Origin of the sequence: Nonomuraea diastatica (genome assembly GCF_004349015.1) — a bacterium.
GTDB lineage: Bacteria > Actinomycetota > Actinomycetes > Streptosporangiales > Streptosporangiaceae > Nonomuraea > Nonomuraea diastatica.
Window position 1 is genome coordinate 64,595 of sequence record NZ_SMKP01000018.1, and the last position, 22,546, is coordinate 87,140.

Here is a 22,546-nt window from a genome sequence, read left to right on the forward strand (position 1 = left end):
GGGACGGCCCGCCCGAGTTGCCGGCGGCCGGGCGGACGGTGGAGTTCTTCGCTACGTCGGGACGGATCCGCCTGACCGAACTCATCTCCCGCGGTGCACACGTCGGCTTCGATCTAGGGCAGCGGCACGCGCCTCGCCCCGATGTCAGGAGCTCGTGAGGATGACGAGTTGCTGGGTCGCTCGGGTCATGGCGACATAGCGGTCGACCGCTCCTTCGACGCCCGTGCCGAACGCCTCCGGGTCGACGAGCACGACGAGGTCGAACTCGAGCCCTTTGGCCAGCTCCGGGGTCAGCGACTGGACGCGGGGCGCCGCCGGGAATGCGGGGTCGCCGATGACGCAGGCGGACCCGTCGGCATGGGCGGCGAGCCAGCTGTCGAGGATCGAGCTCAGATCCGAGGTGGATCCGTGGACGACGGGGACGCCGCTGCTGCGGATGGAGGCCGGCACGTTGGCGTCCGGGAGCACGGCTCGGATGACCGGCTCGGCTTCCGCCATGATCTCTTCCGGCGTCCGGTAGTTGATGCTCAGGGAGGCCAGGTTGATCCGGTCGAGCCCGATCCGTTCGAGCCGTTCCTGCCACGACTCCGTGAACCCGCGCCTGGCCTGGGCGCGGTCCCCGACGATGGTGAAGCTCCTGGACGGGCACCGGAGCAGCAACATCTGCCATTCCGCGTCGGTCAGTTCCTGGGCCTCGTCCACGACGATGTGGGCGAACGGGCCGGCGAGCAGGTCGGGTTCGGTGCTGAGCAGTGCGGTCTCGTCGACCAGGGCGTCCCGTAGGTCCTGTCCGTGCAGCATCGTCACGAGGCCTTCGCCGTCGTCGTCGGCCTCGAGCAGGTTGTCGACGACGCCGGCCATGCGCTCGCGTTCGGCGGCGACGGACGCCTCTTGGCGGCGCCTGCGTCGTGACGCCTCCGGGTCGCCGAGCCGTTGCCGTGCCGCGTCGAGGAGCGGCAGGTCGGACACCGTCCATGCCTGGGCGTTCTCGCGCTGAAGCAGCCGGACGTCTTCGCGGCTGAGCCAGGGGGCGCACTTCCGCAGGTAGGCCGGTACCGACCACAGGTCTCCGACCAGGTCGGCCGCCTCGATCAGCGGCCACGCGCGGTTGAAGGTCGTGAGCAGCTCCCTGTTCTGCAGCAGCGACCTGCGGAGCAGGTCGGGAGAGACGTCGCCGTCGTGCTTGCCGGCCAGGATCGTGAGCAGTTCCTTCCAGATCTGGTCACGCGCCTCGTTGTGCGGCGTGCCGGGTTCTGGAGCTTCGAACGCCTCGGCCCAATCGCCGGCGCTCGACCAGATGTCGGACCAGTGGGTCGTGACCGCCATCCCCTCGGTGGGCGGGTTCTCGTAGAACCTGACGGCCGGCTCGACCGCCTTGACCAGGTCCGCGGACGACTTCAGGCGGGCCACGTCCGGGTCGGTCTCGATCGCCGCGGCAGCCCCCTCGGTGACGAGGTCCCGCAGGGTGCAGGTCTGCACGCCCTCCTCTCCGAGGCTGGGGAGTACGTCGGAGACGTAGGCCAGGTAGGGCTGGTGGGGGCCGACGAACAGCACGCCGCCCCGGCGGTGACCGAGGCGCGGGTCGGAGTAGAGGAGGTAGGCGGAGCGGTGCAGAGCGACGACGGTCTTGCCCGTACCGGGACCGCCGTCGACGACGAGAGCGCCCCGGGATCCGGCGCGGATGATGGCGTCCTGGTCGGCCTGGATGGTGCCGAGCACGTCGCGCATCCGGGGCGACCGGCTGCTGCCCAGGCTGGCGATGAAGGCGGACTGGTCGTCGAGCGCGGCGTGCCCTTCGATCTGGTCCGGAGCGAACACCTCGTCCCAGTAGTCGCTGATCCGGCCGCGGGTCCAGCGATACCTTCGACGGCTGGCCAGGCCCATCGGGTTGGCGTGGGTGGCGCCGAAGAACGGCTCGGCCGCGGGGGAGCGCCAGTCGAGCAGCAGCCGGCGACCGGTGCTGTCCGTAAGGCCGAGGCGTCCGACGTACACGGGCTCGGCGTCGTCTGCGCCGACCATGTGCCCGAGGCACAGGTCCAGACCGAAGCGGCGCAGGGCGCGCAGGCGAGCGGTCAGCCGGTGGATCTCCAGGTCCCGGTCCAGCGCCTGCCGCCCTTTGCCGCCGGGCGCCCTGCGCTCGGCTTCGAGGCGGTCCGACAGCTCGGCGATCGACTGCTCGAGGCTCTCCGCGATGGCCGCGAAATGCTGCTCATCGCCGGCGATCAGCGCCGGGTCGGCCTTGGGGGCGAGGTGGCCGGGGAGGCCGAACGCGCTGGTGGTCAGCGGGTTCACGTCATCAGCTCCGATCTGAGGGCGCGCCCGCGCGACCCGTACGACAACGACACCCGCACTTCGTATCCCCGTTCACGCAGGTCGTTCTGGCCCTGGTCGACGATTGTGCGGCACGACCCGGGTCTTGCCGCAAGCCCCCCTGTGCGCTATAGGTTGAGAGTGGAAAGGAGTGGGAGTCCCCTTTCCACTCTGGTCCGCTGCGGACGGACGACCTCTTCGCCAAGCCCGTCACCCTCGTTCCTGATGCCCAAGACCGGAGAACGGCTTCCGGCGTCCTTCAGAGCCGTATGTCGGCAGAGCGCGACGGCACGGAGTCGAGCGCGGCGAGCGTCGCGTCGTCGAACGCGATGGCGCCGGCGGCGACGTTCGCCTCAAGGTGGCCGGGGTTCGCGGTGCCGGGTATGAGCAGCACGTTCGGGGCGTGCCGGAGCAGCCAGGCGAGGCCGGCCTGTGACGGGGTGCAGCCGATGGACGCGGCCGCGTCGCGGACCGCCGGCTCGTCGGTGACCTTCGGGATCTGCGGGAACGCGCTGCCGAGCGGGAAGAACGGCACCCAGGCGACCCCTTCCTCGGCGCAGAGCCGGACCAGGTCCTCGTCGGCGCGCGTCACGAGGCTGTACGCGTTCTGCACGCAGGCGATGCCCGCCGGGAGCGCCCCCCGCAGCCCGTCGAGGGTCACGCTGCCCAGGCCGATCGCGCCGATCTTGCCTTCGTCGCGCATCGCCGTCATCACCGCGAGCTGGTCGTCGAGGTCGACCACCTGGTCGCCGACGGCCCGGATGCCGGGGCCGGCGTCGAGCCGCCGGAGGTTCACGACCGGCAGCCGGTCGAGGCCGAGGCTCCTGAGGTTGTCCTCGACGCTCGCCCGGAGCTCCTCGGGACGTTGCGCGGTGCGGAGCGGGAGGGGGCCCCCGGGGTCGGGGTCGGCGCCGATCTTGGTCACGACGACGACGCCGTCCTCGGGGCGGATGGCCTCGCGGATGACGTCGTTGACGAAGCCGTTGCCGTAGAACTGGGCGGTGTCGATGTGGTCGATGCCGAGTTCGACGGCGCGGCGGAGCAGCGCGACGGCTGCGCTCCTGTCGCCGTGCAGGCGCTCGAGCTGCATCGCGCCGTATCCGATGCGGGAGACGGTGTGGCCGGCGAGCCGGCCGGAGCCGCCGGGGCGCGGAACGCCGGTGGCCGTGACGTCGAAGGATGAAGTGCCGGTTGGCATGATGGGGGTTCCGTCCTAGAAGCGAGGGCAGAGAAAGCGGAGGGCCCTCCGCTGAGACCGACCGTAGCACTATCGGAGGTGCCTCCGTTTTGAGTTCCCCGGAAGCGACGCCCGCCGCTGCCCGTACAGGCCAGGCCGATCGTGGCGACCGTCCTGTCCGCGCCCATGCCCGGCGCAACCGCGAGACCCTCATCGCCGTCGCGCGGGCCACCTTCGCGGCTGCCGAGGGCACCGTCTCGCTCGAAAGCATCGCCCGGGACGCCGGCGTCGGAATCGGCACGCTCTATCGCCACTTCCCCACCCGCGAGGCGCTCGTCGAGGCCGTCTACGCCGCCGAGCTCGACGACGTCACCGCGAGCGCCTCGACCCTGCTCGACGCGTTCCCCCCCGAGGTCGCGCTGCGCGAATGGATGGACCGTTACGCGGCGTTCGTCGCGACGAAGCGCGGGATGGTCGACACGCTCCGCGCCGGCTGGGCCTCCGGACGGATCGCGACACCGACCACCAGGGAGCGCATCACCACCGCGCTCGGGATGATCCTCGCGAGCGGCGCACAGGCCGGCACGCTCCGCGCGGACGTCGATCCCGAGGACGTCACCGCGATGCTCCTCGGGGTGTTCCTGTCCACGGCCGCGAGCGACAGGTGGGAGCAGACCGGCCGGCTGCTCGGCCTGGTCATGGACGCGCTCCGCCCCCCAGGAGCACGCACCCCGCCCCGTCGTGGCGGGGACGCGGCGGGCGGGGGCGGGAACCGGCCCTCTCCCTAGTCGCCGCCGGTCACTCCCGGGCTCGACCAGGACACCGTCTACCGCGTCCGCCCGCTCGTGCCCGTGACCTCACGCGGGGCCGCGCCCGCCTGGCTGTCCGGCGGCGCCGAGCTGACCGGTTCGGCGCTGGCCGCCGCGGGCGTCGCGGTGCCGCCGCTGTTCCCCGAACAGTCGTGCTCGTCCACATCGAGGCCGTGACCCCGGCTGCTACGGCGTGACAGCGCCACTCTCCCACGCCCAGACGGCGATGCCCACGCGGTTGCGGGTACCGAGCTTGCGTTGGATGCCGGCGATGTGGTTCTTGACCGTGCCGGGCGAGATGAACAGGACGGCGGCGATCTCGGCGTTGGTGTGACCGCGGGAGACAAGCCGGGCGATCTGGAGTTCGCGATCGGTGAGGGCCGGTTCGCCGCGCGCCGCCCTGGGAGGGGGCGTCATGAGGTGCCGCAGGAGCCGTACGGTGATCTGCGGGCTGATGAGGGTCTCGCCGGACATGGCGGCGCGGACGGCCTCGGCCAGCAGGGCCGGGCCGGAGCGTTTCAGCAGGAAGCCGCAGGCGCCGTTGCGCAGCGCGGTGTGGACGTACTCGTCGAGGTCGAAGGTGGTGACGACCACGACGCGGATGGGATCGGCCACGTCCGGCCCGGCGAGCAGGCGGGTGACCTCGAGCCCGTCGACGCCGGGCATGCGGATGTCGGCCAGCACCACGTCCGGGCGCAGGTGACGGGCCTGTTCGACGGCGGTGGCGCCGCAGGCGGCCTCGGCGACGACGGTCATGTCGGGCTGGCTGTCCAGAATGATCCGGAAGGCATGGCGGATGTTCTCCTGATCGTCGGCGATCAGGATGCGCGTCGGACCGAGGGTCATGCGCGGACCTGCCGGATGCGTACGGGCGCGGGAGCCAGCGGAACGGTGGCGGCGACGCGCCATCCGCCGGGAGCGTGCGGGCCCGCGGTCAGCGTGCCGCCGAGGGCTTCGACGCGTTCGGTCAGCCCGGCCAGGCCGAGACCGCCGCCACGGGCCACGCCACGGGGCGGGTGCCCGGCCACGGCGTCATCGGTCACGGTGACCTCGAGAGCGTCAGCGGCCGGGGCGCCGCGGACGCTCACCTCCACCCGGCTCGCCGCCGCCGCGTGGCGGCGCACGTTGGTCAGCGACTCGACGACGACGCGGTACGCCGTGGCGGCCACCTCGCGCGGTACGCCGTCTCCTGGTTCTTCGAGTGACGCGTCGATGTCGAGGTGGACCGTCGCGGTGCCCGAGGACGAGAACCTGCCGGCCAGCTCCCGGAGGTCGGCCAGGCCGGGCAGCGGTGTGCGGTGAGCCGGCTGCTCGGCGGCGAGATCGTCCTCGTGCAGCATCCGTACGGTCCGGTCCATCGAGGCCAGCGCCTGCAGCGCGGCGTGCTCGATGCGCCGGAACGCCGCCGCCGACTCCCGCGGGTCCCGCTCGGCGAGGATCTGGCCGGCCTGGGCTTGGGCGAGCATCTCGCTGACGTCGTGGGCGACGAAGTCGTGCAGGTCGCGGGCCAACTGTGCGCGCTGCGCCTGGCGGGCCGCACGCACCGAACGGGCCCGGTAGTCGTCCAGCGACCGCAGATAGAGCCCGACCATGGCCGCGAGCACCGCGGACAACACCCAGACGGCGAAGCCGGCCAGTGCCGCCAGAGTCGGCGTTCCTGTGCCGAAGCGCAGCAGGAGGACCGGCATGGCGCAGCCCGCCAGCACCGCGGAGACCAGCGCGTTCCGGGCGGGCGCGACGCGGACGGTCACCATGATCAGGATCAGCAGGCCGGCGGACTCGCCGAGCAGCCAGCCACTCGAAGCGCCCTCCTGCCGCTGCTCCTCGCCGAGCAGCAGCACGCCGGCGGTCGCGGCCAGCGACACGACGCCCGCCGCGCACGTGGTCGCCGCGACGCGGCGGCCGTCGTACGGCCGGACGAGGAGCACGCCGAGCGCGGCGGCCATCGTCAACGCCATCGACAGCATGACCGGCGGGCCGCCCGCGAGCACAGCGGCCGTCCCGGCCGCCGGCACGACGACGACCGCGACCGCACCGGCCCGCCGGCGCCACCACAGGGCTCCTCCGCTTCCCGCGCGCACATGTCGAGCTTAGACATCCGCTGCCGCACCCCACCTGTGCCGAACGGCACATTCCGTGCCCGGATCAGCGTGCGGCCGTGCCGTTCGGGCCATGGGCCGCTCGCCCTGCCTCCTCGATGCTGAACCCGGGACGTGATCGGTTCATGACAGAGGATGTGGTGAGGCATGTTTCGCTGGCTGGCGAGCTGGCCGGCCTGGTCGGCTTACGCGGCGGCCGGGTGGTCGGCGCTCTACGGGGCGCTGGGGCTCTTCTGGGCATGGGGCGGCGGCGGTTTCCCGTTCGCGCCCGTCGACGACGACCGTGCGTCGGGCTCGGTCCTTGAAGGCAGCTCCGCGGGGTCGGTCGCGCCGGCCATGGCCGTCATCGGGCTGATCGGCGTGGTGGCCGCGCTGGCGATGGCCCGCCCATGGGGACGAAGCGGTGCCCGCATGGCGCTGCTCGCCTTCGGGTGGGCCCTGGCCGGCACGCTTGCCCTGGTGATCCAGGACTACACCCTGCTCGCGCTGGTCGCCTTCGCTCCGTTCCTGCTGGTGTTCGCCTTCACCGGCGTTCCCGGCCCTCAGGAGGGCATCGGGGACATCCTCTACTGGCACCGGGTCAACCTGATCATCATGTTCGCCGGCGGGGTGCTCTGGGCCCTGGCCACCCTCGCCTACCAGCGGCGCACCAGGCAGGCCTGCGCGCACTGCGGCCGGGGCGGCCAGGCGATCGCGCGCTGGGCGACACCGGAGGCCACGCGCCGCTGGGGCCGGTGGGCGGTGTACGTGGCGTGCGCCGCGCCCGTGCCGTACGAGGTGACCAGAATTGCCTGGTATTTCGGCATCCCGCTCGGTATCTCCGACGACTTCCTCCGCATGATGCGCGAGACGCCCGGCATGGCGGAGGTGGGGCTCGGCTGCGCCCTCGCCTCGATCGGCGGAGCCATCCTCACCCAGGGCCTCATCCGCCGGTGGGGCGAGATCTACCCGCGCTGGATCTGGTTCAGGGCGGGGCGGCGCGTGCCGCCGGCGCTCGCCGTCATCCCGGCGTCCATCGTGGCGATCGCCGCGATACCGGCCGGCCTGATGAACCTCCGCATGGGCGTCGAGGCAGGCGCCGGCCGGACGTGGGGCATGAACGCGCCCGGCGTGTTGTGGATCGTCTGGGGCGCCGCCCTCGGCATCGCGGCGTGCGCCTATGGCCTGCGCCGGCGGCGGCCCTGCCGCCACCGCCGGCCGGAAGCGCGGCGGGAGGTCCCCGCGTGACCCGGATGACCGCGGCCGCCGCCTGGATGGCGACTCCGCAGGTGTTCGTGGTGGACCTCTGGGCGCAGAGCGCCTGGAGGCCACAACCGTCGGCGGGCCATGTGGAGCGGGTTCACCGGCGTGGCGACGTCAGCCGATGCGCACCATCGCCCGGCTGTTGTGCAGGATCCGGAAGCGCCCGTCGGCTCCGGGGTCGAGGAAGACGACCTCCCGGCGCTCCCCGTGGTCCTGCCCGACCTCGACGAAGCGGTGGTCGTCGAGCGCGGCCAGCGTCGCGACCGGGTTCGTGACCAGGGATTCGACGTAGCTGAAGCGCGGAACGGTGGTCATCGTCAACACGTTCCGCCCGTCATGGTCGATCCTGATGGTGGCCAGCCCCATGTCGAAGTCGCCGACGTACCGGCGGGGGTCGATGGGCGTGCCGGCCTCCGGAGGGGTCGCCGGCGCGGGGGCGCGCACGCCGGCCAGCCCGTTCAGCAGCGGATGGACGAGGTCGGCGTGGAGCGCGTCAGAGGCGCCGCCGTTGGTGAGCAGGGCCACGGCGACGCCTGCTCCGGGGACCATGCGCAGGTAGGCTTTCTGCCCGATCGTCGCCCCGGAGTGCCCGGTCACCGTGCCACCGTCCCAGTCGTGCACCTCCATGCCCAGTCCGTACGAGCGGGGGAAGGCGGACAGCGGCGGCGGCGTCACCTGCGGCGTGCTCATGGCCTCTACGGCGGCGCGCGAGAGCAGGCGCGCGTCGTCGCGGGCGAGCCCGTGGTCCAGGTGCATCCGCGCGAACTCCAGCAGGTCCGCGGCGCTCATGGCCAGCCCGCCGGCCGGATCGAGCGCGCGCGGGAGTGACCAGACGGGAGCCGGGTTCGTCGTCCCCGCCGTCTCGACGTGGCCGACCGCGGCGCGGTGCATGAGCGCCTGCTCTGGCAGGGTGACGACGGTTTCCAGCCGCAACGGCCCGGCGAGCCGTCGTTGGGTCACCTCGCCCCAGGCGCCGCCCCGCAGCACCTCGACCAGGCGCCCGAGGACGACGAAACCGGCGTTGTTGTACGAGAACAACGCGCCGGGCTCGGTCACCTTGGGCGCTCCCGACAGGTTGGCGACGAGGGCGGCCACGGCGTCCTCGTTCCTGCCGTAGTCGGCGAGGTCCTCCCCCGGGAATCCCGCGGTGTGCGTCAGCAGGTGGCGAGGGGTGACGGCGGCCGGCGTCCCCGTTGGCGAGCGTGAACTCCGGGAGGTGATCGCGGATCGGCCGGTCGAGGTCCAGCCGTCCCTCGTCCACGAGCTGCATGACGAGGGTGGCCGTCCATGTCTTGGTGACGGATCCGATCCGCCGGACCGGGCACCGCGCCCTGGACGGCGCGCTCGTCCAGCTCGTAGGTGTGCTCCACCGCTCCGCGCACCTTGCGCTCCCCGACGACGTGGATGACGCCCGCGTCCACGAGCCATCGGATGTGCCGGTAGAGGCTGCTGTACGGGACGTGCGGCAACGCCTGGCGCAGTTGTGTCCCGGTGCGTGGGCCGAGGGCCAGGATCTGCGCCAGCCGGATCCGGACCGGGTGCAGGCTGTCGGCCGGCGACCACGAGCGGGCGGTGACCGCCTTCGTCACGGGCCTGATGGCGCAGGCGCACGCCTACCTGGAGGGCGACCCCGACGATCCGGTCGCCCAGGGGCTGACCTACACGTCCGTTCACGTGTGGGTGGACGACGAAGAGCTGGCCCGGCTCCGCGCACGCCTGCGCGACCTGATCGACCCCCTCGCGCATGCCACCCCCGGGCCGGGGCGGCGGCAGATCACCCTCGGCGTCGTCGCGATCCCGCAGGCGGGTGGCGCGGACCCCCGCTGAGGCCTGGCCCGGCTTCCTATGGCGCGACGACAGGTTATGCGTCGTGCAGCACCTTCGCGAACCGTCAGGCGGTGGCGGTCCGTGTCGCGGTGACCACCACGGCGGTGTAGCCCATCGTGAAGGCGCCGCCCCTCGCGTCGATCGCGGCGCCGATGGCCGACAGCAACTCGTCCAGCTTGGCGGGCGGGAGCCGGGTGCTGCCTCCGTGCGTGGGCACCTGGTCCAGCCACTCGTCCCGGGTGTAGGAGTGTTCCCAGCCGAAGTGCCACTGCTCCGGATCGCTGAAGGCGCCGGCCTCGCGCATCCCGTCCGTCGCCTGGGTGAACATCACCGAGTACGCCTCCATGGCCGGCATCACGGGGTCGTTCACCGGCATTTCGGGTAGCACCTCGCGATAGGCCGTGGCGAAGGCCTCGTTCAGACCGGGCGGGAGCTGGAAGACGTTCCAGAACAGTGCCAGCCGTCCCCCGGGCCGCAGCACCTCCGCCGCCTTGGCCGCGCCGGCGACCGGGTCCACCCAGTGCCAGGTCTGCCCGGCGGTGACCGTGTCGAAGGTCCGGCCCGCGGCGTCCCAGGTTTCGAACGTCGACACCTCGCATTCGACCCCGGTGTGCCGGGCGAGGCCGGCCATGCGTTCGTCGGGTTCGACGCCGAGCACCTTGCAGCCGGCGGCCTGGAACTGGCGGGCGGCGATGCCGGTGCCGGTGCCGACGTCGAGAAGGTCGGGCCCGGGGCCGGCGGCGACGATCCGCTCCACCAGGGCGTCGGGGTAGCGGGGGCGGGTGCGGTCGTAGCGTTCGGCGTCCGTGCCGAACGACTCCGCCACCTGGCGGAGACGATAGGGCTGGTTCCCGCCCGGCGGTATAGTGGGCATGCGCCCACCATAGTGGGCATGCGCCCACTCGTCCAGTCGCGTGGGCCCGGCGAGGTCGAAGGGAAGGACGCGCGGTGCCGACAGGGGTGGCCATGCGCGACGTGCGCGAGCAGCTGTTCAACGCCGCGGAGCGCATCCTGCTCCGAGCCGGGCCGAGCGGGCTGACCAGCCGGGCGGTCACCACCGAGGCCGGCTGCGCCAAGGGCGTGCTGCACCGGCACTTCGCCGACTTCGACGCCTTCCTCGCCGAGCTCGTCCTCGACCGCATCGGCCGCATCGAGGCTCAGGCGGTCGCCCTGCGCGACTCCGCCGGCACCGGCACCGTCGCCGGCAACCTCACCGGAGCGCTAACCGGCGTGTTCGAGTCGGTCGCCGTGGCGATCGTCGGCCTCATCACCTTCAGGGACGAGCTGCGGGCCCGGCTGCGCCGGACCCGCCCGGCCGGGGTCCCGCTCCTGGCCGAGGCCACCACCATGATCGCCTCCTACCTCGCCGTCGAGCGCGAGATGGGCCGCATCGCGGTGGACGCCGACGTCGACACGCTCGCGCTCACGCTCATCGGGTCCGCGCACCTGCTGTACGCCGGCCGGGAGGGCGCCCCGCCGGAGGCCGGAGCCGTCGAGAAGGTCGTGACCACGGTCATCGCCGACGTCGTGCAGAGACGGCTGCTGTGAAGCGGGGGTTGCTCAGCCGGCGTCGGGAACGTACGTCAGGTTGAGCACGCCGGTCTGGAAGGTCTCCGACTTGACCAGCTTCAGCGGGTGGGTGGGGGTGTCCTCGAACAACCGCTGGCCGTGACCCACGGCGATCGGGTGGACGAGCAGGTTGAGCTCGTCGAGCAGCCCGTTGGCCAGCAGCCACCGCACGGTCGTCGCGGAGCCGGACATCTGGATGTCGCCGCCGCTGATCTCCTCTTTGATCTCGCGCAGCCTGGCCGCGACGTCACCGGAGACGATGGTGGTGTTGTTCCAGTCGACCTTCTCCAGGGTGCTGGACACGACGTACTTGCGGGCGTTGTTGAGCGACTCGGCCACGTCCTGGTCGGCATCGGTCGACGTCCAGTACGCGGACCACTCGTCGTACAGTTTGCGGCCCATCAGCGTCGCCGCCGCGCTCTGCATGCCCGCCTGGACCACGGCGCCCATCTCGTCGTTCCAGTAGGGGAAGTGCCACTGGTCCGGCGACTCGACCACGCCGTCCACGGAGATGAAGAAGCTCGAAATGATCTTAGCCATCGTTCGGTTCCCTAGTCGTCGGAGTTGCTCATTGGGTGGCGCGCGTGCACCGATGTGAAGGTTATGCGGGGAGGGACGCTCACGTCTTGTACAGAAGCGACAGCGGCTCATCCGGATGCCGAACGCTCAACTGCGTGGCGGTCCGCCCGACATAGCGGGTCAGCGACCGCGCCAGGTGCGGCTGGTCGAAATAGCCGAGCCGGTGGATCACGTCGCTGACCGGCGTGCCCTCCTGGATTAGGATCGCCGCCTGCCTGGCACGGGAGATCCGCTGGGCGGCGCCGCGGGTGAGACCGGTCGCCGCCATGAAACGCCGCTGGACGGTGCGTTCAGACACGTCCGGCGCGGCCCCGCGGAGCACCGTGGCGACGATGGGGTCGCAGTCCACCACCCCCTCGCGCACCATCCGCCGGACGAACGCCTCGGCGTTGTCGTAGCCGGGAAGGTGCCAGGTGGAGCCCTTCAGCCAGAACGACCGGCGCGTCGCGCCGGGGATCTCCACGGCGCCGTCGACGAGCCGGCCGCTGGGAAGATGGGGCATGGACACGCTGAGCGAGAACGTGATCCCGAAGAACGTCGCGTACTCGGGCACGGGGGCGGGGCTCGCCGCCGTCTCGGGCCCCCGGACGGCCACGCTGACCTGACCGCGATGAGCCCAGACCACCAGCTCGCAGTGCGCGGTCGCGATCGACGTCATCTGGGCGATGTCGTGGCTGCTGCTGCGCCACACCCGCTCGATGTACGGCGAATCGGATGGTCGACTCTCGACGTTCAACCCCATCCAGGTCATCCCCCTTCGCCGCATATGGCACCACTGAGCAGGCAGTCTGGCACGATTCCGGCCGGCCGTGTAGGGCGCCGGAGACACTGATCGGCCAGAAAAATAACAGTCCTTATATAAGAGCTATTATAGTTACCTCATGGCTGATTCCCACATTCCCGACCCCACCCGCGAGAGCCTCTGGCGTCCGCTGCGGGTCCTGCAGGCGTCGATGGACGCCGACATCGCCCGGCTCTACTCCGACAAGCGCATCGACGGGCTCAAACCGAGCTTCGTGATGGAGTTGCTCCGGCTCAACGCCCTCGGGCCGATGACCATCACCGAACTGGCCGAGTCGGTCGGCCGGACACACTCGGCGCTCAGCCAGAAGGTGGCCGCCATGCGCGAGGCCGGCTGGGTCGAGACCGTGCCGGGTGACGACGCGCGCAGCAAGAAGGTGGCGCTCACCGACCACGCCCGCAGCGTCGTCGGCCGCCTGGCGGCGGAGTGGCGGGCCACCGAGGCCGCCGTCGCCGAGATCGAGGCCGAGATCCCCTACCCGCTCACCCGGGTCGTCGCCGACATCGAGCAGGCCCTGGCCCGCAAGAGCTTCCACGACCGCATCGCCGAGAAACTGGCGCAGGACCCCGCGTGGGAGTGACGCGCTGGACGTGCCTGTTCAGGCTTGCGGGCCGTGGGGGAGGGTGGTGGTGTACGCTGCCCAGTCCGCCGGGTGCGCCATCCCCTTGCGTACGGGCACCTTCCGAGCCCTGCCCGCCTCGTCGATGACGATGCGGTTGCCCTCCAGGCGCGGGCTCCCGCCCGCGGGGATGGGGAATCTGCGTTCGGCCGGCCCGATCGGCGCGGCGAGGACGATGGCCTGGGGCTCGACCCGGAAATACGGCCGCCGCAGATAGACGACGCCGAGTCCGGCGACGATCAGCCCGACCACGATCGTCGGGCTGAACGACCCGAGCAGAAGGAGCCAGACCTGGAGGAGGACCAGGACCGAGCCCAGGATCAGGAACGTCCAGCCCATGAGCGGGTTGTAGCGGATCTTCATGAGAGTCGTCCTTCGCCGACGGATGCGTGCCGGCTCAAGATCCTCGCTGCCGGTGGCCCAGGGGGCAAGCGGCCAGGTGGGGCGGGTCCGGGGCTCCGACGAGACGTCCGAAGGCCGCCAGCGCCCGGCTCTGGTCTGCCGCGAAAGTGGGGCCCATGAGCACTCTCGCCGGCACGCACACCCTCATCGAGCCGAACATCCTCTACTTCGGCACCCCCGTGGTCCTCATCTCCTCCGCGAACGAGGACGGCACCCCCAACCTGGCCCCCATGTCGTCGGCGTTCTGGCTGGGCTGGCGTGCGGTGCTGGGGCTGGGGGCGCGCGCCAAGACGGCACAGAACCTGCTCAGGACCCGCGAATGCGTGCTCAACCTCCCGTCCGACGCGCTCGCGCCGGCCGTCGACCGGCTGGCGCTGACCACCGGGTCCGACCCCGTGCCCGAGCGGAAGCACGCGCGCGGCTACCGGCACGTGGCGGACAAGTTCCGGCGGGCGGGGTTGACCGCCGTCCCGTCCGAGACGGTGGCGCCGCCCCGGGTGGGCGAGTGCCCGGTCGGCATGGAGGCCGTGGTCGAACGCCATCACCCCGTGGGGGACGACGGCGGGATTCTGGCGTTCGAGGTGCGGGTACAGCGGGTCTGGGTGCACGAGGGGATCCGCATGGCGGGCACCGACGACCGCATCGACCCCGACGCCTGGCGCCCGTTGATCATGAGCTTCCAGAAGTTGTACGGGCTCGGCCCGCAGGTGCATCCGTCCACGCTCGCGCGGATCCCCGAGCGGCTCTACCGCAGCGCCGACCTAGAGCGGGCCCGCGCCGTCCAGCAGGGCCAGCCATGAGCGGCCGGCGCAGAGCCGGTTGATCTCCTCGACCGCCAGCCACTCGGCGCCGCTGGTCTCCGACCCGGCGGGCGGCCGGGTCGGAGAGCCCAGTGCCGGGAGCCAGGCCCGGAACATCACCATGTACGCCAGCGGCGGGTAGCGGTAGCCGTCGGGCGCCGGGGCGAGGAGTTCGATGCGTTGCCAGGCGAAGGCGGACAGCGCGGACAAGGGCAGGCGGAGGCCGGTCTCCTCGTACAACTCGCGGACCGCGGCGTCGGCCGCCGTCTCGCCGGGTTCGAGGTGGCCGCCGGGGATGTCCCAGCCGCGCGCGTCCACGCGTGTCATGAGGGTCCGGCCCGCACGGTCCGACACGAACGCGAACGCGCACGTGGTCTGCTCCAGCGGTGGGAGGGTCACGGAGCGCATCAGGTCCATGCGGTGCGCCACGGGGATGTAGGGGAGCGTGCCGGTCACGACCAGGTGAGTCATGCCTCCATCATTGTGCCCGCGATCAGACGCCCCGGCGCATGGCCCGGTTGCCGAGGTAGAGGCCGACCGCGGCCACCGCGCAGGCGGCGGCGGTGCCGTACAGGGCGGAGGGGCTCGCGAGGTCGCCGGCGAAGAGGGCACGCTGGGCGTCGACGATGTACGTGACCGGGTTGGCGTACCCGATGGCCTGCAGCCAGGCGGGGGCGGAGTCCAGCGGGAGGAGCACGCCCGAGCACAAAAGCAGCGGGAACAGGACCGACTGGCTGACGATGTAGAACAGGGTGCCGCCGGGCGCCGACTTGATGGCCAGGACGAACGAGAAGGAGCCCAGCCCGACCCCGAAGATCACCAGCTGCACCAGGCCCGCCAGCACGCCCGCCGGATGGAGGTCGAAGCCCAGGGGCAGCGCCAGCACGATGATCAGCACGGCCTGGACCAGCAGGATGATCATCTCTTTCATGGTCCTGCCCACGAGCATCGCGGTGCGGTTGAGCGGTGTGACCATCAGGCGCTCCATCGAGCCGCCGATCAGCTCGACCAGCAGCGTGTAGCCGGCGGCCATCGGGCCGGTCAGGCACATCATGACCAGGATCCCCGGCACGAACCACTGCCACGACGAGCCGACCGCCCCGTCCAGCAGCGACCCGAACAGGAACAGGAACAGCAGCGGCTGCCCCATCTCGAAGAGGAGCCCGACGGGCTCGCGCAGGGTCGGCTTGACCTCGCGCGAGAAGACGGTGGTGGTGTCACGCAGGAATGTCGTCATCGGTGAGGCTTCTCCCGGTAAGTGCGAGGAACACGTCGTCAAGGGTGGGGCGGGTGGTCTCGGCGGTGGTGACCTTGATGCCGGAGCCGTCCAGGGTGCGGAGATAGTCGGGCAGCGCGGCGGCGGCGTTGGGCACCTGGAGGCGCACGGTGCTGCCGGTCGCCGTCCCGTCGCCGATGCGGGCGGCGGTCGCCGCCTCCTGCTCGGTGCTGGTGGTGATGGTGATGTGGTCGCCGGCGAGGTCGTTCTTGAGCCGCTCTGCGGTGCCGTCCGCGATGATCTTCCCGCCGTCGATGATCATCACCCGTTCCGCCATGTTGTCGGCCTCCTCCAGGTAGTGCGTGGTGAGGAAGAGCGTCGTGCCGAACGTCTCCCGCAGCCGGAGGATGTGCTGCCAGATGTCGGCGCGGCTCTTCGGGTCGAGCCCGGTCGAGGGCTCGTCCAGGAAGAGCAGGTCGGGGCGGTGGATGAGGCCGAGCGCGATGTCCAGGCGGCGGCGCTGGCCGCCGGAGAGGGTGCCGGGCTTGCGCTTGGCCAGCGGCCTGAGGTCGAGCAGGTCCAGCAGTTCGTCGGCGCGGGCGGCCGCGTCGCGGGTGCTCATGCCGTAGCAGCGGCCCTGGGTGATGAGCTCGTCGCGGACGAGGAAGTTCTCGCCCGCGCTGTTCTTCTGGCCGACGTAGCCGATGCGGGCGCGGACGCCCTTCGGGTTCCCGGCCACGTCGTGGCCCGCCACCGTGGCGGTGCCGGAGGTGGGCGGCAGCAGGGTCGTGAGCATGCGCAGGGTGGTGGACTTCCCCGCGCCGTTGGGGCCGAGGAACGCCACGAGTTGGCCGGCCTCCACGTCGAGGTCGATGCCGCGGACGGCTGTGACGGTCTCCTTCTTGACTTTGAACTCTCGGGTCAGGCCCCGGGCGTGAATCATGGACGGTCCCCTCTGGGCATGGCGAAGAAACCCCTGGTCGGGGCGCGAAATCAGGAATGAGACCAGTTTGGGCAGGGGAAACCTGGTTTGGCAAACGCGAATGTGACGTTCATAAACGGATCTGACCTGCGGAAACGATGTTCTGGACGTCCGCTCCCTCAGGGGCGATTTCGGGGCTCTGAGGTGCGGGTTTCCCGGGTGGCGGAGAAGTTTTTCCTGGCAGGGTTCCAGGGGCGGCGGTTCTGGCAGTATGTCGGGGCATGCGCAGGCTTGCCGTGCTGGTGAACGGGTTGCCGGGAGCGGGGAAGAGCACGCTGGCCCGGGCGCTCGGCCGCGAACTCGGGCTGCCCGTCTTCTCCAAGGACGCTCTCAAGGAGACGCTGGCCGACGTCCTCGCCAGGCCCGACGGCGTGGAAGAGCGAGAGTGGAGCAGACGCCTCGGGGCGGCCGCGGGCGAGAGCATGTGGACGTTGCTCGCGAACTCTCCGCCGGGCGCGGTGCTGGAGAGTCCGTGGCTCGCGCCGCTGCGTCCCGTGGTGCTGGCCGGGCTCGACCGCGCGGGCGTCCCGCCCGAGGGGGTGCGGGAGGTCTGGTGTGAGGTGCCGCCCGACGTGGCGAGGAGCCGGTACGAGCGCCGGGTGCGGCATACGATCCACCATGACGCCGAGGTCGATGACGAGCGGTGGCGGCAGTGGACGGCGGCGGCGCGGCCGCTCGCGCTGGGGCCGGTCTATTCAGTTGACACGTCGAAGAACGTGAATATAGCCGGACTTGCACATTTGTGTGTGGCTCCGGAAGGATCTCCGGCGTGAAACGTGTGTGGTTATCAGCGGTAATTCTGGCGGCCGGGATGACGGGAGTCGCCGAGGCCGCCGACGGAGTTCCCGGTGTCGACGTCAGTAACTGGACCGGTGACATCGACTGGGAGAGCGTGGCCCTGGGGGGCGGGAAGTTCGCGTTCGTGCAGGCCACCGAGGGGGGCGACTACCGCAACCCACGTTTCGGCACGCAGTTCGGCGGTGCGGCGGAGGCGGGGCTCTTCCGCGGCGCTTATCACTTTGCGCAACCGCACGAATCCGATGGGAGAACTCAAGCCGACTATTTCCTCCAGAATGGCGGCGACTGGATCGGCGACGGCCAAACTCTGCCCGGGGTGCTCGATGTGGAGGACAATCCGTACAAAGACAAGAACGGCAAGAACTCCTGCTATGGCCTGTCGACGAAGGACATGGTCACCTGGATCGAGGACTTCACCGTCAGATACCGCAGGGCGACCGGCCGGCACGTGATCATCTACACCTCGACGAGCTGGTGGCGAACCTGCACGGGAAACTCGGCCGCGTTCAGGTCCAACCCCCTCTGGCTGGCCCGCTGGGGCAGCGAGCCCGGTTCGCTGCCGAAGAACTGGAAGAGGCACACGTTCTGGCAGTCGGCGGAGAAGGGCACGCTGGCCGGCGGCCAGAACGCGTTCAACGGCAGCGAGTCCCAGCTCAAGGCGCTGGCCAACCCGCCGGCCGAGGTGATGGTCTCGGGCGAGGCCACGAGCCGGACGTCGTACAGGGTCGTCGTGACGAACACGGGCCCGCACCCCGTCAAGGACATCAAGGTGTCGGGGCGCGCGTTCGGCGGGCAGCGGGTGGTCGAGGCGCCGGCGTGCAAGTTCAGCGGCACCGCGGTGTCGTGCCGGATCAAGGAGCTGCCGCGGGCGAAGAAGGTGATGTTCGTGTTCACCACCCAGCCGAGGAAGCCGAAGGGCACGGTCGGCATGAACGTCACCGTCGGATCGGTGAAACTCACACTTAAGGCGCGATAAGGCAGGATTAATCCCAAGTCCCGGTGTTGGAGGGGGTTTGGGATGAAACGGCGGTTGGCTGTGGCGGCGGCGCTGATCCTGCTGACCGCCACGGCCTCGGTGCCGCTCGGCCTGTCCCTGCCGCCCAGGATCGTCCAGCTCGCCTACGAGATCGAGCGGTACGGCATCGCGTACTCGTGGGGTGGCGGCCACGCCGAGGAGCCCGGTCCTTCGAAGGGCACCTGCAGGGGTTACCGGGGCAGGATCAAGCCCTGCCCGGCGGCCAGGACGCGCGGCCTCGACTGCTCGGGGCTGGCCAGATGGGTGTACGCGCTGGCGCACGGCAAAGACGTGCTGGGGCCGGGCAACACCGACGCGCAGGTACGGAAAATGCGCCGGGTGAAGTCCCCGAAACCGGGAGACCTAGCGTTTTTCGGAAAGATCACCAAAAAGACCGTCAAAACCCATCATGTCGGCATCTATCTGGGCAATGGGACGATGATGAACGCGCCCGAGACCGGGGCGATCGTACGCGTCGACGACATCGGAGAGAAAGAGGACTTCGCCGGCTTCTACCGGTACCGTCCGCCGCGCGAGGGCTCCCGCTGACGATCCTCCAGACCGGTGACGCGTGTGGCGCGCCGGAAATTGAGAGACCCGACGGCTAATGTGTGCCGCCATGGACAGGCGATGGGTCGGCCTCGACGGCTACGAGATCCTGCCGGCCATCCGGGCCGGTCGGCAGGTGCTGCGCGTGCGCAGGCACGGATGGGTGATCGCCGACTGCACCTCGGTCGCGGAGGTGGCCGGGTTCGTCGATCTGGCCGACCTGTGCGAGGTCATCGAGCTGCCCGCCCGGTGCCGCGCGAAGGTCCCCGCGGAGGCCGGAACAAGTTCGCATCAGGGCTGAGCGCCGTGTATGGTTACACCTGTCCGCAGCGCTGGACAGGCCCCTATAGCTCAGTCGGCAGAGCGTCTCCATGGTAAGGAGAAGGTCAACGGTTCGATTCCGTTTGGGGGCTCTCATCTTGACCAGCCATAACGCCCGACCCGCCAGATAACGGGGCCGGGCGTTTCGCCTTGAGTGCGACGAAAATGCGATGACCTTGGACGGTCACGCGTCCCGCACTCGCCAATCAACCACCTCGCCGCACGGCGCGATCGGCGTCTTGCGGCTGTCACGGAACGGAGCGCGCTTGCGGTGACGTCGGCCAGCCGCCACTGGCCCCGCTCCGGCAGGACGTGGGCGCGAAACAGGTAGGCGCAGGTGCCGCGCGAGCACAACCCGAGGTCCTGACCCGCGCCATCCGCGACAGCGCGTGCCTGCTGGCCGTTCGGCCCGCATCCCACGCCTCGACCGCGCCCACGTGGTCGCCGAGTACCAGCCTGCTGATCGGAGTCGCCGTTACCCGGCCAACTGGTTCCCATCGGTCAAGGCCGCCGTGGACGGACTGGTCGACGCCAGCTGCCATGAACTCCTCCGAGTAGTCCTTCAACGCCATCGGCGGTCTTCTCGCTTCCTCCGGATCAAGCAAGATCCAGTATCAGCATGTCCACCAACCAGGGGGAAGTGCCAGGACTCCGGCGTGGTGCTGTGGCGCGGGCACGGCGGCCTGACCACTGAGCGCGAGGTCCGCGCTCGCGGGTGAGACGTTTCTGGGGCGCTGCGAGTGATGCGGTGGCGAGTGATGCGGCCTTCATGACAAAATGCTCACAATGTGGGTCAGAAGTGCCGTACTGGGCCGTTCGGGTTGCCGGGATCAAAGGGGCTGGACGTCCTCGTGCGGTCGGATTGTTATCTGTGACACCTGTATTCAAGTGAGGTATGAACGTGCTTGCTCGTACCAAGTTCACGGCCGTGGCGAGCGCCGCAGTGCTTGCGGCCGGGATCGTCTCCACGATTGCCGTTCCTGCTAGCGCGGCCGCCGTTGGCCCGTGTGGAAGCGGCTACAAGCTCGTGGGCACCTACAACATCAGCAAGGACGGGCAGAAGTTCGGCGTCCTCGAGGTCCGGTGGAATGCCGGCACCGGGAAGAACTGCGCGTTGGCCTACGGCTCCGGATCGAACTATGGCCGAGCCGACTACAAGGCGGTGCGGATTCGATCGTCCGACAAGACGTCCTGGGCCGACACCGACTGGGGGAACTTCTCGAAGTACGCGGGTCCTGTCTATGTCGCCGCCAAGAACAAGTGCATCGATGTATCCGCCCACGTCGAAGGCAGGTCGGGGAAAAAGGGTTTCGTGTACAAGCGTGACGTCCACTGCGGATGACCAGCGCGGCGCTGTGGAGAGCCGGGCGGTGAAAGCGGTCGCCATGCCATAGCCCACGGCCACTCGCTGGGCATCCGATGACGGGTGCCCAGCCTGTCCGTGGCCATGTGAAAGAGTCCCTTCACGGTCATGCTGGAGTAGTGGAGGGGAGCGGGGCAGAGGAGTTCGCGGTGACGATCCCGGCAGGGGACTGGGGTGAACCGGAGGGACTGACCGGGCGGTGTGCAGGCCGCGCGCCGAGATGGCCACGCTGACCGAGCGATGCTCGGAGGAGCCCCGGGCCGCGCGCCTCTCGTCGCACGGCACCTGGCGAGCGGTGGATCCGAGGTTCGTCCCCGAGCATGTCGGGCGCTCCGGATTTCGGTTGCCGGGGTTCCTGAGGCATACTAGAGACCCCGCCCGATGGAGCGAGTTGCTGATGTGCTCGCCGCGTCGGGTATTCTCTACGATGGCCGGTGTCGTTAACCGGCTCAAAGGCGGAGTAGCTCAGTCAGGCAGAGCAAACGGCTCATAATCGTTGTGTCGCCGGTTCAAGTCCGGCCTCCGCTACTGCCCAATCCCAGGTCGACGGCCTGGGCACGGGCGTGTCCATGTCCCGAACGTAGAAAGGCACTCCCAAGTGGCTGCCACCGACGTTAGGCCGAAGATCACGCTGGCCTGCCAGGAGTGCAAGCACCGCAACTACATCACGCGGAAGAACCGGCGCAACGACCCGGATCGGCTTGAGCTGAAGAAATACTGCCCTAACTGCCGCTGCCACCGCGCGCACCGCGAAACCCGCTAGGTTCGCACCGGGCAGGGGCCTCGGCCCCCTTTATACGCTCCATCGCACAACCGGCGTCCCCTTCCTTCGCAGGGCGCCGGTTCGTCGTGTCCGCCCCCGGGCAAAATCACGGCCATCTCCCGCGACAGCCGAACGTTGTTCTGTTACCGTCGCCCTCAGCAGCGCTCGGTTGGAGACATACGAGGAGCCACTGATGGCCTTGAACCGTGACTTCGTGGGCCGGAGCTATCCGCCCAGCGCCCCTTACGAGGTCAGCCGGGTGAAGATCAGGGAGTTCGCCACCGCGATCGGCGACAACAACCCCCTCTACCGCGACAAAGAGGCCGCGCAGGCCGCCGGCCATCCCGACGTGATCGCGCCGCCGACGTTCCCGATCGTCTTCAGCCTGCAAAGCGGCGGCGAGGCACTCGCCGATCCCGGCCTGGGGCTCAACTTCGCCATGGTCGTCCACGGTGAGCAGCGCTTCGAGTACGTACGTCCCGTCGTCGCCGGCGACGAGCTGGTCACGACCGCGACGATTACCGACATCCGCACCGCCGGCAGCAACGAGCTGCTGACCGTGCGCAGCGACGTGACGACCGTCGAGGGCGAGCCCGTCTGCGTCACCTACAACACGATCGTCGAGCGCGGAGGGGCCGCCTGATGACCGCCACGGTGAAGTACGACCAGGTCGAGGTGGGCCAGGAGCTCGAGGCCGTCGACTACCGCGTGCGCCGCTCCAACCTGGTCATGTACGCCGGGGCCTCCGGTGACTTCAACCAGATCCACTGGAACGAGCGGTTCGCGAAGATGGTTGGGCTGCCCGACGTGATCGCGCACGGGATGTACACGATGGCGCAGGCCGGCCGGTTCGTCACCGACTGGGCGGGAGATCCCGGGGCGGTGGTCGACTTCGGCGTGCGGTTCTCGTCGATGGTGGTCGTGCCCGATGACGACCAGGGCGCCTCGATCACGGTCAGCGGCGTGATCGAGGAGAAGCTCGAGGACAAGCGGGTGGTCGTCGGGCTCGTCGCCAGGTCGGGCGAGGCGCAGGTGTTGTCCAAGGCCCGCGCGGTGGTGCAGCTGTCCTGAACCGCGGCGGGCCGGGATGATAAGTCGGCCCGCTTCCGGGTACTCCGTGACGGTATGTCTGAAGCCGCGCGAGAAGTCTGGCCCACGGTCCGGTCGATCCCCGTCTCCGCCGTCACCGACGCCATGCCTCCTGGGCATCTCAGGCCCCCGCGCATCGAGGACGTGGCGGGCATCTCGGGCTCCGGCCGCGACACCGCAGGCGGCAGGGCGGGCGGCGCTGCGGGGGGCAGGGC

Annotated in this window: 27 protein-coding genes, 2 tRNA genes and 1 pseudogene; 17 read left to right on the forward strand and 13 right to left on the reverse strand. The window is 70.3% G+C overall.

Going from position 1 to position 22,546, the window contains the following annotated elements; genetic code table 11:
* Positions 1-144: 144 nt before the first annotated feature.
* Complete coding sequence (gene helR / locus E1294_RS09020; protein ID WP_132506715.1) at positions 145-2,292, reverse strand: RNA polymerase recycling motor ATPase HelR; 2,148 nt, start codon at positions 2,290-2,292, stop codon at positions 145-147.
* A 277-nt stretch (positions 2,293-2,569) separates the two neighbouring features.
* Positions 2,570-3,508, reverse strand: a complete 939-nt coding sequence (locus tag E1294_RS09025) for an aldo/keto reductase (protein WP_132506717.1) — start codon at positions 3,506-3,508, stop codon at positions 2,570-2,572.
* 89 nt (positions 3,509-3,597) lie between these two features.
* Here E1294_RS09025 and E1294_RS09030 point away from each other — a divergent pair, with 89 nt between their 5' ends.
* Together E1294_RS09030 and E1294_RS57090 are read left to right on the forward strand one after the other, a co-directional pair.
* Positions 3,598-4,275: a TetR/AcrR family transcriptional regulator gene (locus E1294_RS09030; RefSeq protein WP_132506719.1), complete on the forward strand. Its 678-nt coding sequence runs from the start codon at positions 3,598-3,600 to the stop codon at positions 4,273-4,275.
* Positions 4,276-4,338: 63 nt separating this feature from the next.
* On the forward strand, positions 4,339-4,473 hold the full coding sequence (locus E1294_RS57090) for a hypothetical protein (RefSeq protein ID WP_281284394.1): 135 nt from the start codon (positions 4,339-4,341) through the stop codon (positions 4,471-4,473).
* 9 nt (positions 4,474-4,482) lie between these two features.
* Here E1294_RS57090 and E1294_RS09035 read toward each other — a convergent pair whose 3' ends face one another.
* Both E1294_RS09035 and E1294_RS09040 read right to left on the reverse strand, forming a co-directional pair.
* A complete protein-coding gene (locus E1294_RS09035; protein WP_132506721.1) occupies positions 4,483-5,142 on the reverse strand; it encodes a response regulator in 660 nt (219 codons plus the stop codon).
* Positions 5,139-6,377 (reverse strand): sensor histidine kinase, encoded by a 1,239-nt coding sequence (locus tag E1294_RS09040; protein WP_132506723.1) that lies wholly within the window; start codon positions 6,375-6,377, stop codon positions 5,139-5,141. Before E1294_RS09040 ends, E1294_RS09035 begins: the two co-directional genes overlap by 4 nt.
* Before the next feature lie 165 nt (positions 6,378-6,542).
* Between E1294_RS09040 and E1294_RS09045 the strand changes: the two genes are divergently transcribed.
* Positions 6,543-7,622 (forward strand): NYN domain-containing protein, encoded by a 1,080-nt coding sequence (locus tag E1294_RS09045; protein WP_132506725.1) that lies wholly within the window; start codon positions 6,543-6,545, stop codon positions 7,620-7,622.
* Positions 7,623-7,751: 129 nt separating this feature from the next.
* Here the strand turns inward: E1294_RS09045 and E1294_RS09050 are convergent, their stop codons facing one another.
* The gene (locus E1294_RS09050; RefSeq protein WP_281284397.1) at positions 7,752-8,858 is read right to left on the reverse strand and encodes a serine hydrolase domain-containing protein; all 1,107 of its coding nucleotides are present in this window, start codon (positions 8,856-8,858) and stop codon (positions 7,752-7,754) included.
* A 185-nt stretch (positions 8,859-9,043) separates the two neighbouring features.
* Positions 9,044-9,226, reverse strand: a pseudogene (locus tag E1294_RS57710) (helix-turn-helix domain-containing protein); the annotation flags it as partial.
* Here E1294_RS57710 and E1294_RS09060 point away from each other — a divergent pair.
* Positions 9,210-9,464, forward strand: a complete 255-nt coding sequence (locus E1294_RS09060; RefSeq protein ID WP_165977187.1) for a hypothetical protein — start codon at positions 9,210-9,212, stop codon at positions 9,462-9,464. The pseudogene E1294_RS57710 and the gene E1294_RS09060 sit on opposite strands and share 17 nt — an antisense overlap.
* 64 nt (positions 9,465-9,528) lie before the next feature.
* On the opposite strand, the gene E1294_RS09065 is transcribed toward E1294_RS09060, so the two are convergent.
* The gene (locus E1294_RS09065) at positions 9,529-10,338 is read right to left on the reverse strand and encodes a class I SAM-dependent methyltransferase (RefSeq protein WP_132506731.1); all 810 of its coding nucleotides are present in this window, start codon (positions 10,336-10,338) and stop codon (positions 9,529-9,531) included.
* A gap of 74 nt (positions 10,339-10,412) precedes the next feature.
* Between E1294_RS09065 and E1294_RS09070 the strand changes: the two genes are divergently transcribed.
* Positions 10,413-11,012 carry a TetR/AcrR family transcriptional regulator gene (locus tag E1294_RS09070; protein WP_132506733.1) on the forward strand — a complete coding sequence of 200 codons (600 nt, stop codon included), beginning with the start codon at positions 10,413-10,415 and terminating at the stop codon, positions 11,010-11,012.
* Positions 11,013-11,024: 12 nt separating this feature from the next.
* Here the strand turns inward: E1294_RS09070 and E1294_RS09075 are convergent, their stop codons facing one another.
* Positions 11,025-11,573: a dihydrofolate reductase family protein gene (locus tag E1294_RS09075; RefSeq protein ID WP_132506735.1), complete on the reverse strand. Its 549-nt coding sequence runs from the start codon at positions 11,571-11,573 to the stop codon at positions 11,025-11,027.
* A gap of 79 nt (positions 11,574-11,652) precedes the next feature.
* A complete protein-coding gene (locus E1294_RS09080) occupies positions 11,653-12,354 on the reverse strand; it encodes a helix-turn-helix domain-containing protein (protein ID WP_132506737.1) in 702 nt (233 codons plus the stop codon).
* 139 nt (positions 12,355-12,493) lie between these two features.
* Here E1294_RS09080 and E1294_RS09085 point away from each other — a divergent pair, with 139 nt between their 5' ends.
* Positions 12,494-12,994 carry a MarR family winged helix-turn-helix transcriptional regulator gene (locus E1294_RS09085; protein ID WP_132506739.1) on the forward strand — a complete coding sequence of 167 codons (501 nt, stop codon included), beginning with the start codon at positions 12,494-12,496 and terminating at the stop codon, positions 12,992-12,994.
* 18 nt (positions 12,995-13,012) lie between these two features.
* On the opposite strand, the gene E1294_RS09090 is transcribed toward E1294_RS09085, so the two are convergent.
* Entirely contained in the window at positions 13,013-13,396 is a 384-nt protein-coding gene (locus E1294_RS09090) for a hypothetical protein (RefSeq protein ID WP_132506741.1), read from the reverse strand.
* Between the two features lie 155 nt (positions 13,397-13,551).
* Here E1294_RS09090 and E1294_RS09095 point away from each other — a divergent pair, with 155 nt between their 5' ends.
* Entirely contained in the window at positions 13,552-14,235 is a 684-nt protein-coding gene (locus E1294_RS09095) for a flavin reductase family protein (RefSeq protein ID WP_132506743.1), read from the forward strand.
* On the opposite strand, the gene E1294_RS09100 is transcribed toward E1294_RS09095, so the two are convergent.
* The 3 genes from E1294_RS09100 to E1294_RS09110 are packed head-to-tail and all read right to left on the reverse strand — an operon-like array spanning position 14,197 to position 16,394.
* A complete protein-coding gene (locus E1294_RS09100) occupies positions 14,197-14,706 on the reverse strand; it encodes an NUDIX hydrolase (protein ID WP_132506745.1) in 510 nt (169 codons plus the stop codon). The genes E1294_RS09095 and E1294_RS09100 overlap by 39 nt on opposite strands.
* A 22-nt stretch (positions 14,707-14,728) precedes the next feature.
* Complete coding sequence (locus tag E1294_RS09105; RefSeq protein ID WP_132506747.1) at positions 14,729-15,472, reverse strand: ABC transporter permease; 744 nt, start codon at positions 15,470-15,472, stop codon at positions 14,729-14,731.
* On the reverse strand, positions 15,453-16,394 hold the full coding sequence (locus E1294_RS09110) for an ATP-binding cassette domain-containing protein (protein WP_132506749.1): 942 nt from the start codon (positions 16,392-16,394) through the stop codon (positions 15,453-15,455). Before E1294_RS09110 ends, E1294_RS09105 begins: the two co-directional genes overlap by 20 nt.
* Positions 16,395-16,654: 260 nt before the next feature.
* Between E1294_RS09110 and E1294_RS09115 the strand changes: the two genes are divergently transcribed.
* The 10 genes from E1294_RS09115 to E1294_RS09160 all read left to right on the forward strand — a co-directional run bounded on the left by E1294_RS09115 (position 16,655) and on the right by E1294_RS09160 (position 22,313).
* A complete protein-coding gene (locus E1294_RS09115; RefSeq protein ID WP_165977188.1) occupies positions 16,655-17,206 on the forward strand; it encodes a P-loop nucleotide/nucleoside kinase family protein in 552 nt (183 codons plus the stop codon).
* A complete protein-coding gene (locus tag E1294_RS09120) occupies positions 17,203-18,207 on the forward strand; it encodes a lysozyme (RefSeq protein WP_132506751.1) in 1,005 nt (334 codons plus the stop codon). The genes E1294_RS09115 and E1294_RS09120 overlap by 4 nt, the downstream gene beginning before the upstream one ends.
* 42 nt (positions 18,208-18,249) lie before the next feature.
* On the forward strand, positions 18,250-18,795 hold the full coding sequence (locus E1294_RS09125) for a C40 family peptidase (RefSeq protein WP_132506753.1): 546 nt from the start codon (positions 18,250-18,252) through the stop codon (positions 18,793-18,795).
* Between the two features lie 70 nt (positions 18,796-18,865).
* The gene (locus E1294_RS09130; RefSeq protein WP_132506755.1) at positions 18,866-19,096 is read left to right on the forward strand and encodes a transposase; all 231 of its coding nucleotides are present in this window, start codon (positions 18,866-18,868) and stop codon (positions 19,094-19,096) included.
* 39 nt (positions 19,097-19,135) lie between these two features.
* Positions 19,136-19,208, forward strand: a tRNA-Thr gene (locus E1294_RS09135).
* Positions 19,209-20,011: 803 nt separating this feature from the next.
* On the forward strand, positions 20,012-20,458 hold the full coding sequence (locus tag E1294_RS09140) for a hypothetical protein (protein ID WP_132506757.1): 447 nt from the start codon (positions 20,012-20,014) through the stop codon (positions 20,456-20,458).
* 475 nt (positions 20,459-20,933) lie between these two features.
* Positions 20,934-21,007 (forward strand) — tRNA-Met (locus E1294_RS09145).
* 70 nt (positions 21,008-21,077) lie between these two features.
* On the forward strand, positions 21,078-21,242 hold the full coding sequence (gene rpmG / locus E1294_RS09150; protein WP_019632658.1) for a 50S ribosomal protein L33: 165 nt from the start codon (positions 21,078-21,080) through the stop codon (positions 21,240-21,242).
* 193 nt (positions 21,243-21,435) lie between these two features.
* Positions 21,436-21,885: a MaoC family dehydratase N-terminal domain-containing protein gene (locus tag E1294_RS09155; RefSeq protein WP_132506759.1), complete on the forward strand. Its 450-nt coding sequence runs from the start codon at positions 21,436-21,438 to the stop codon at positions 21,883-21,885.
* Entirely contained in the window at positions 21,885-22,313 is a 429-nt protein-coding gene (locus E1294_RS09160; protein WP_132506761.1) for a MaoC family dehydratase, read from the forward strand. Before E1294_RS09155 ends, E1294_RS09160 begins: the two co-directional genes overlap by 1 nt.
* Positions 22,314-22,546 lie beyond the last annotated feature (233 nt).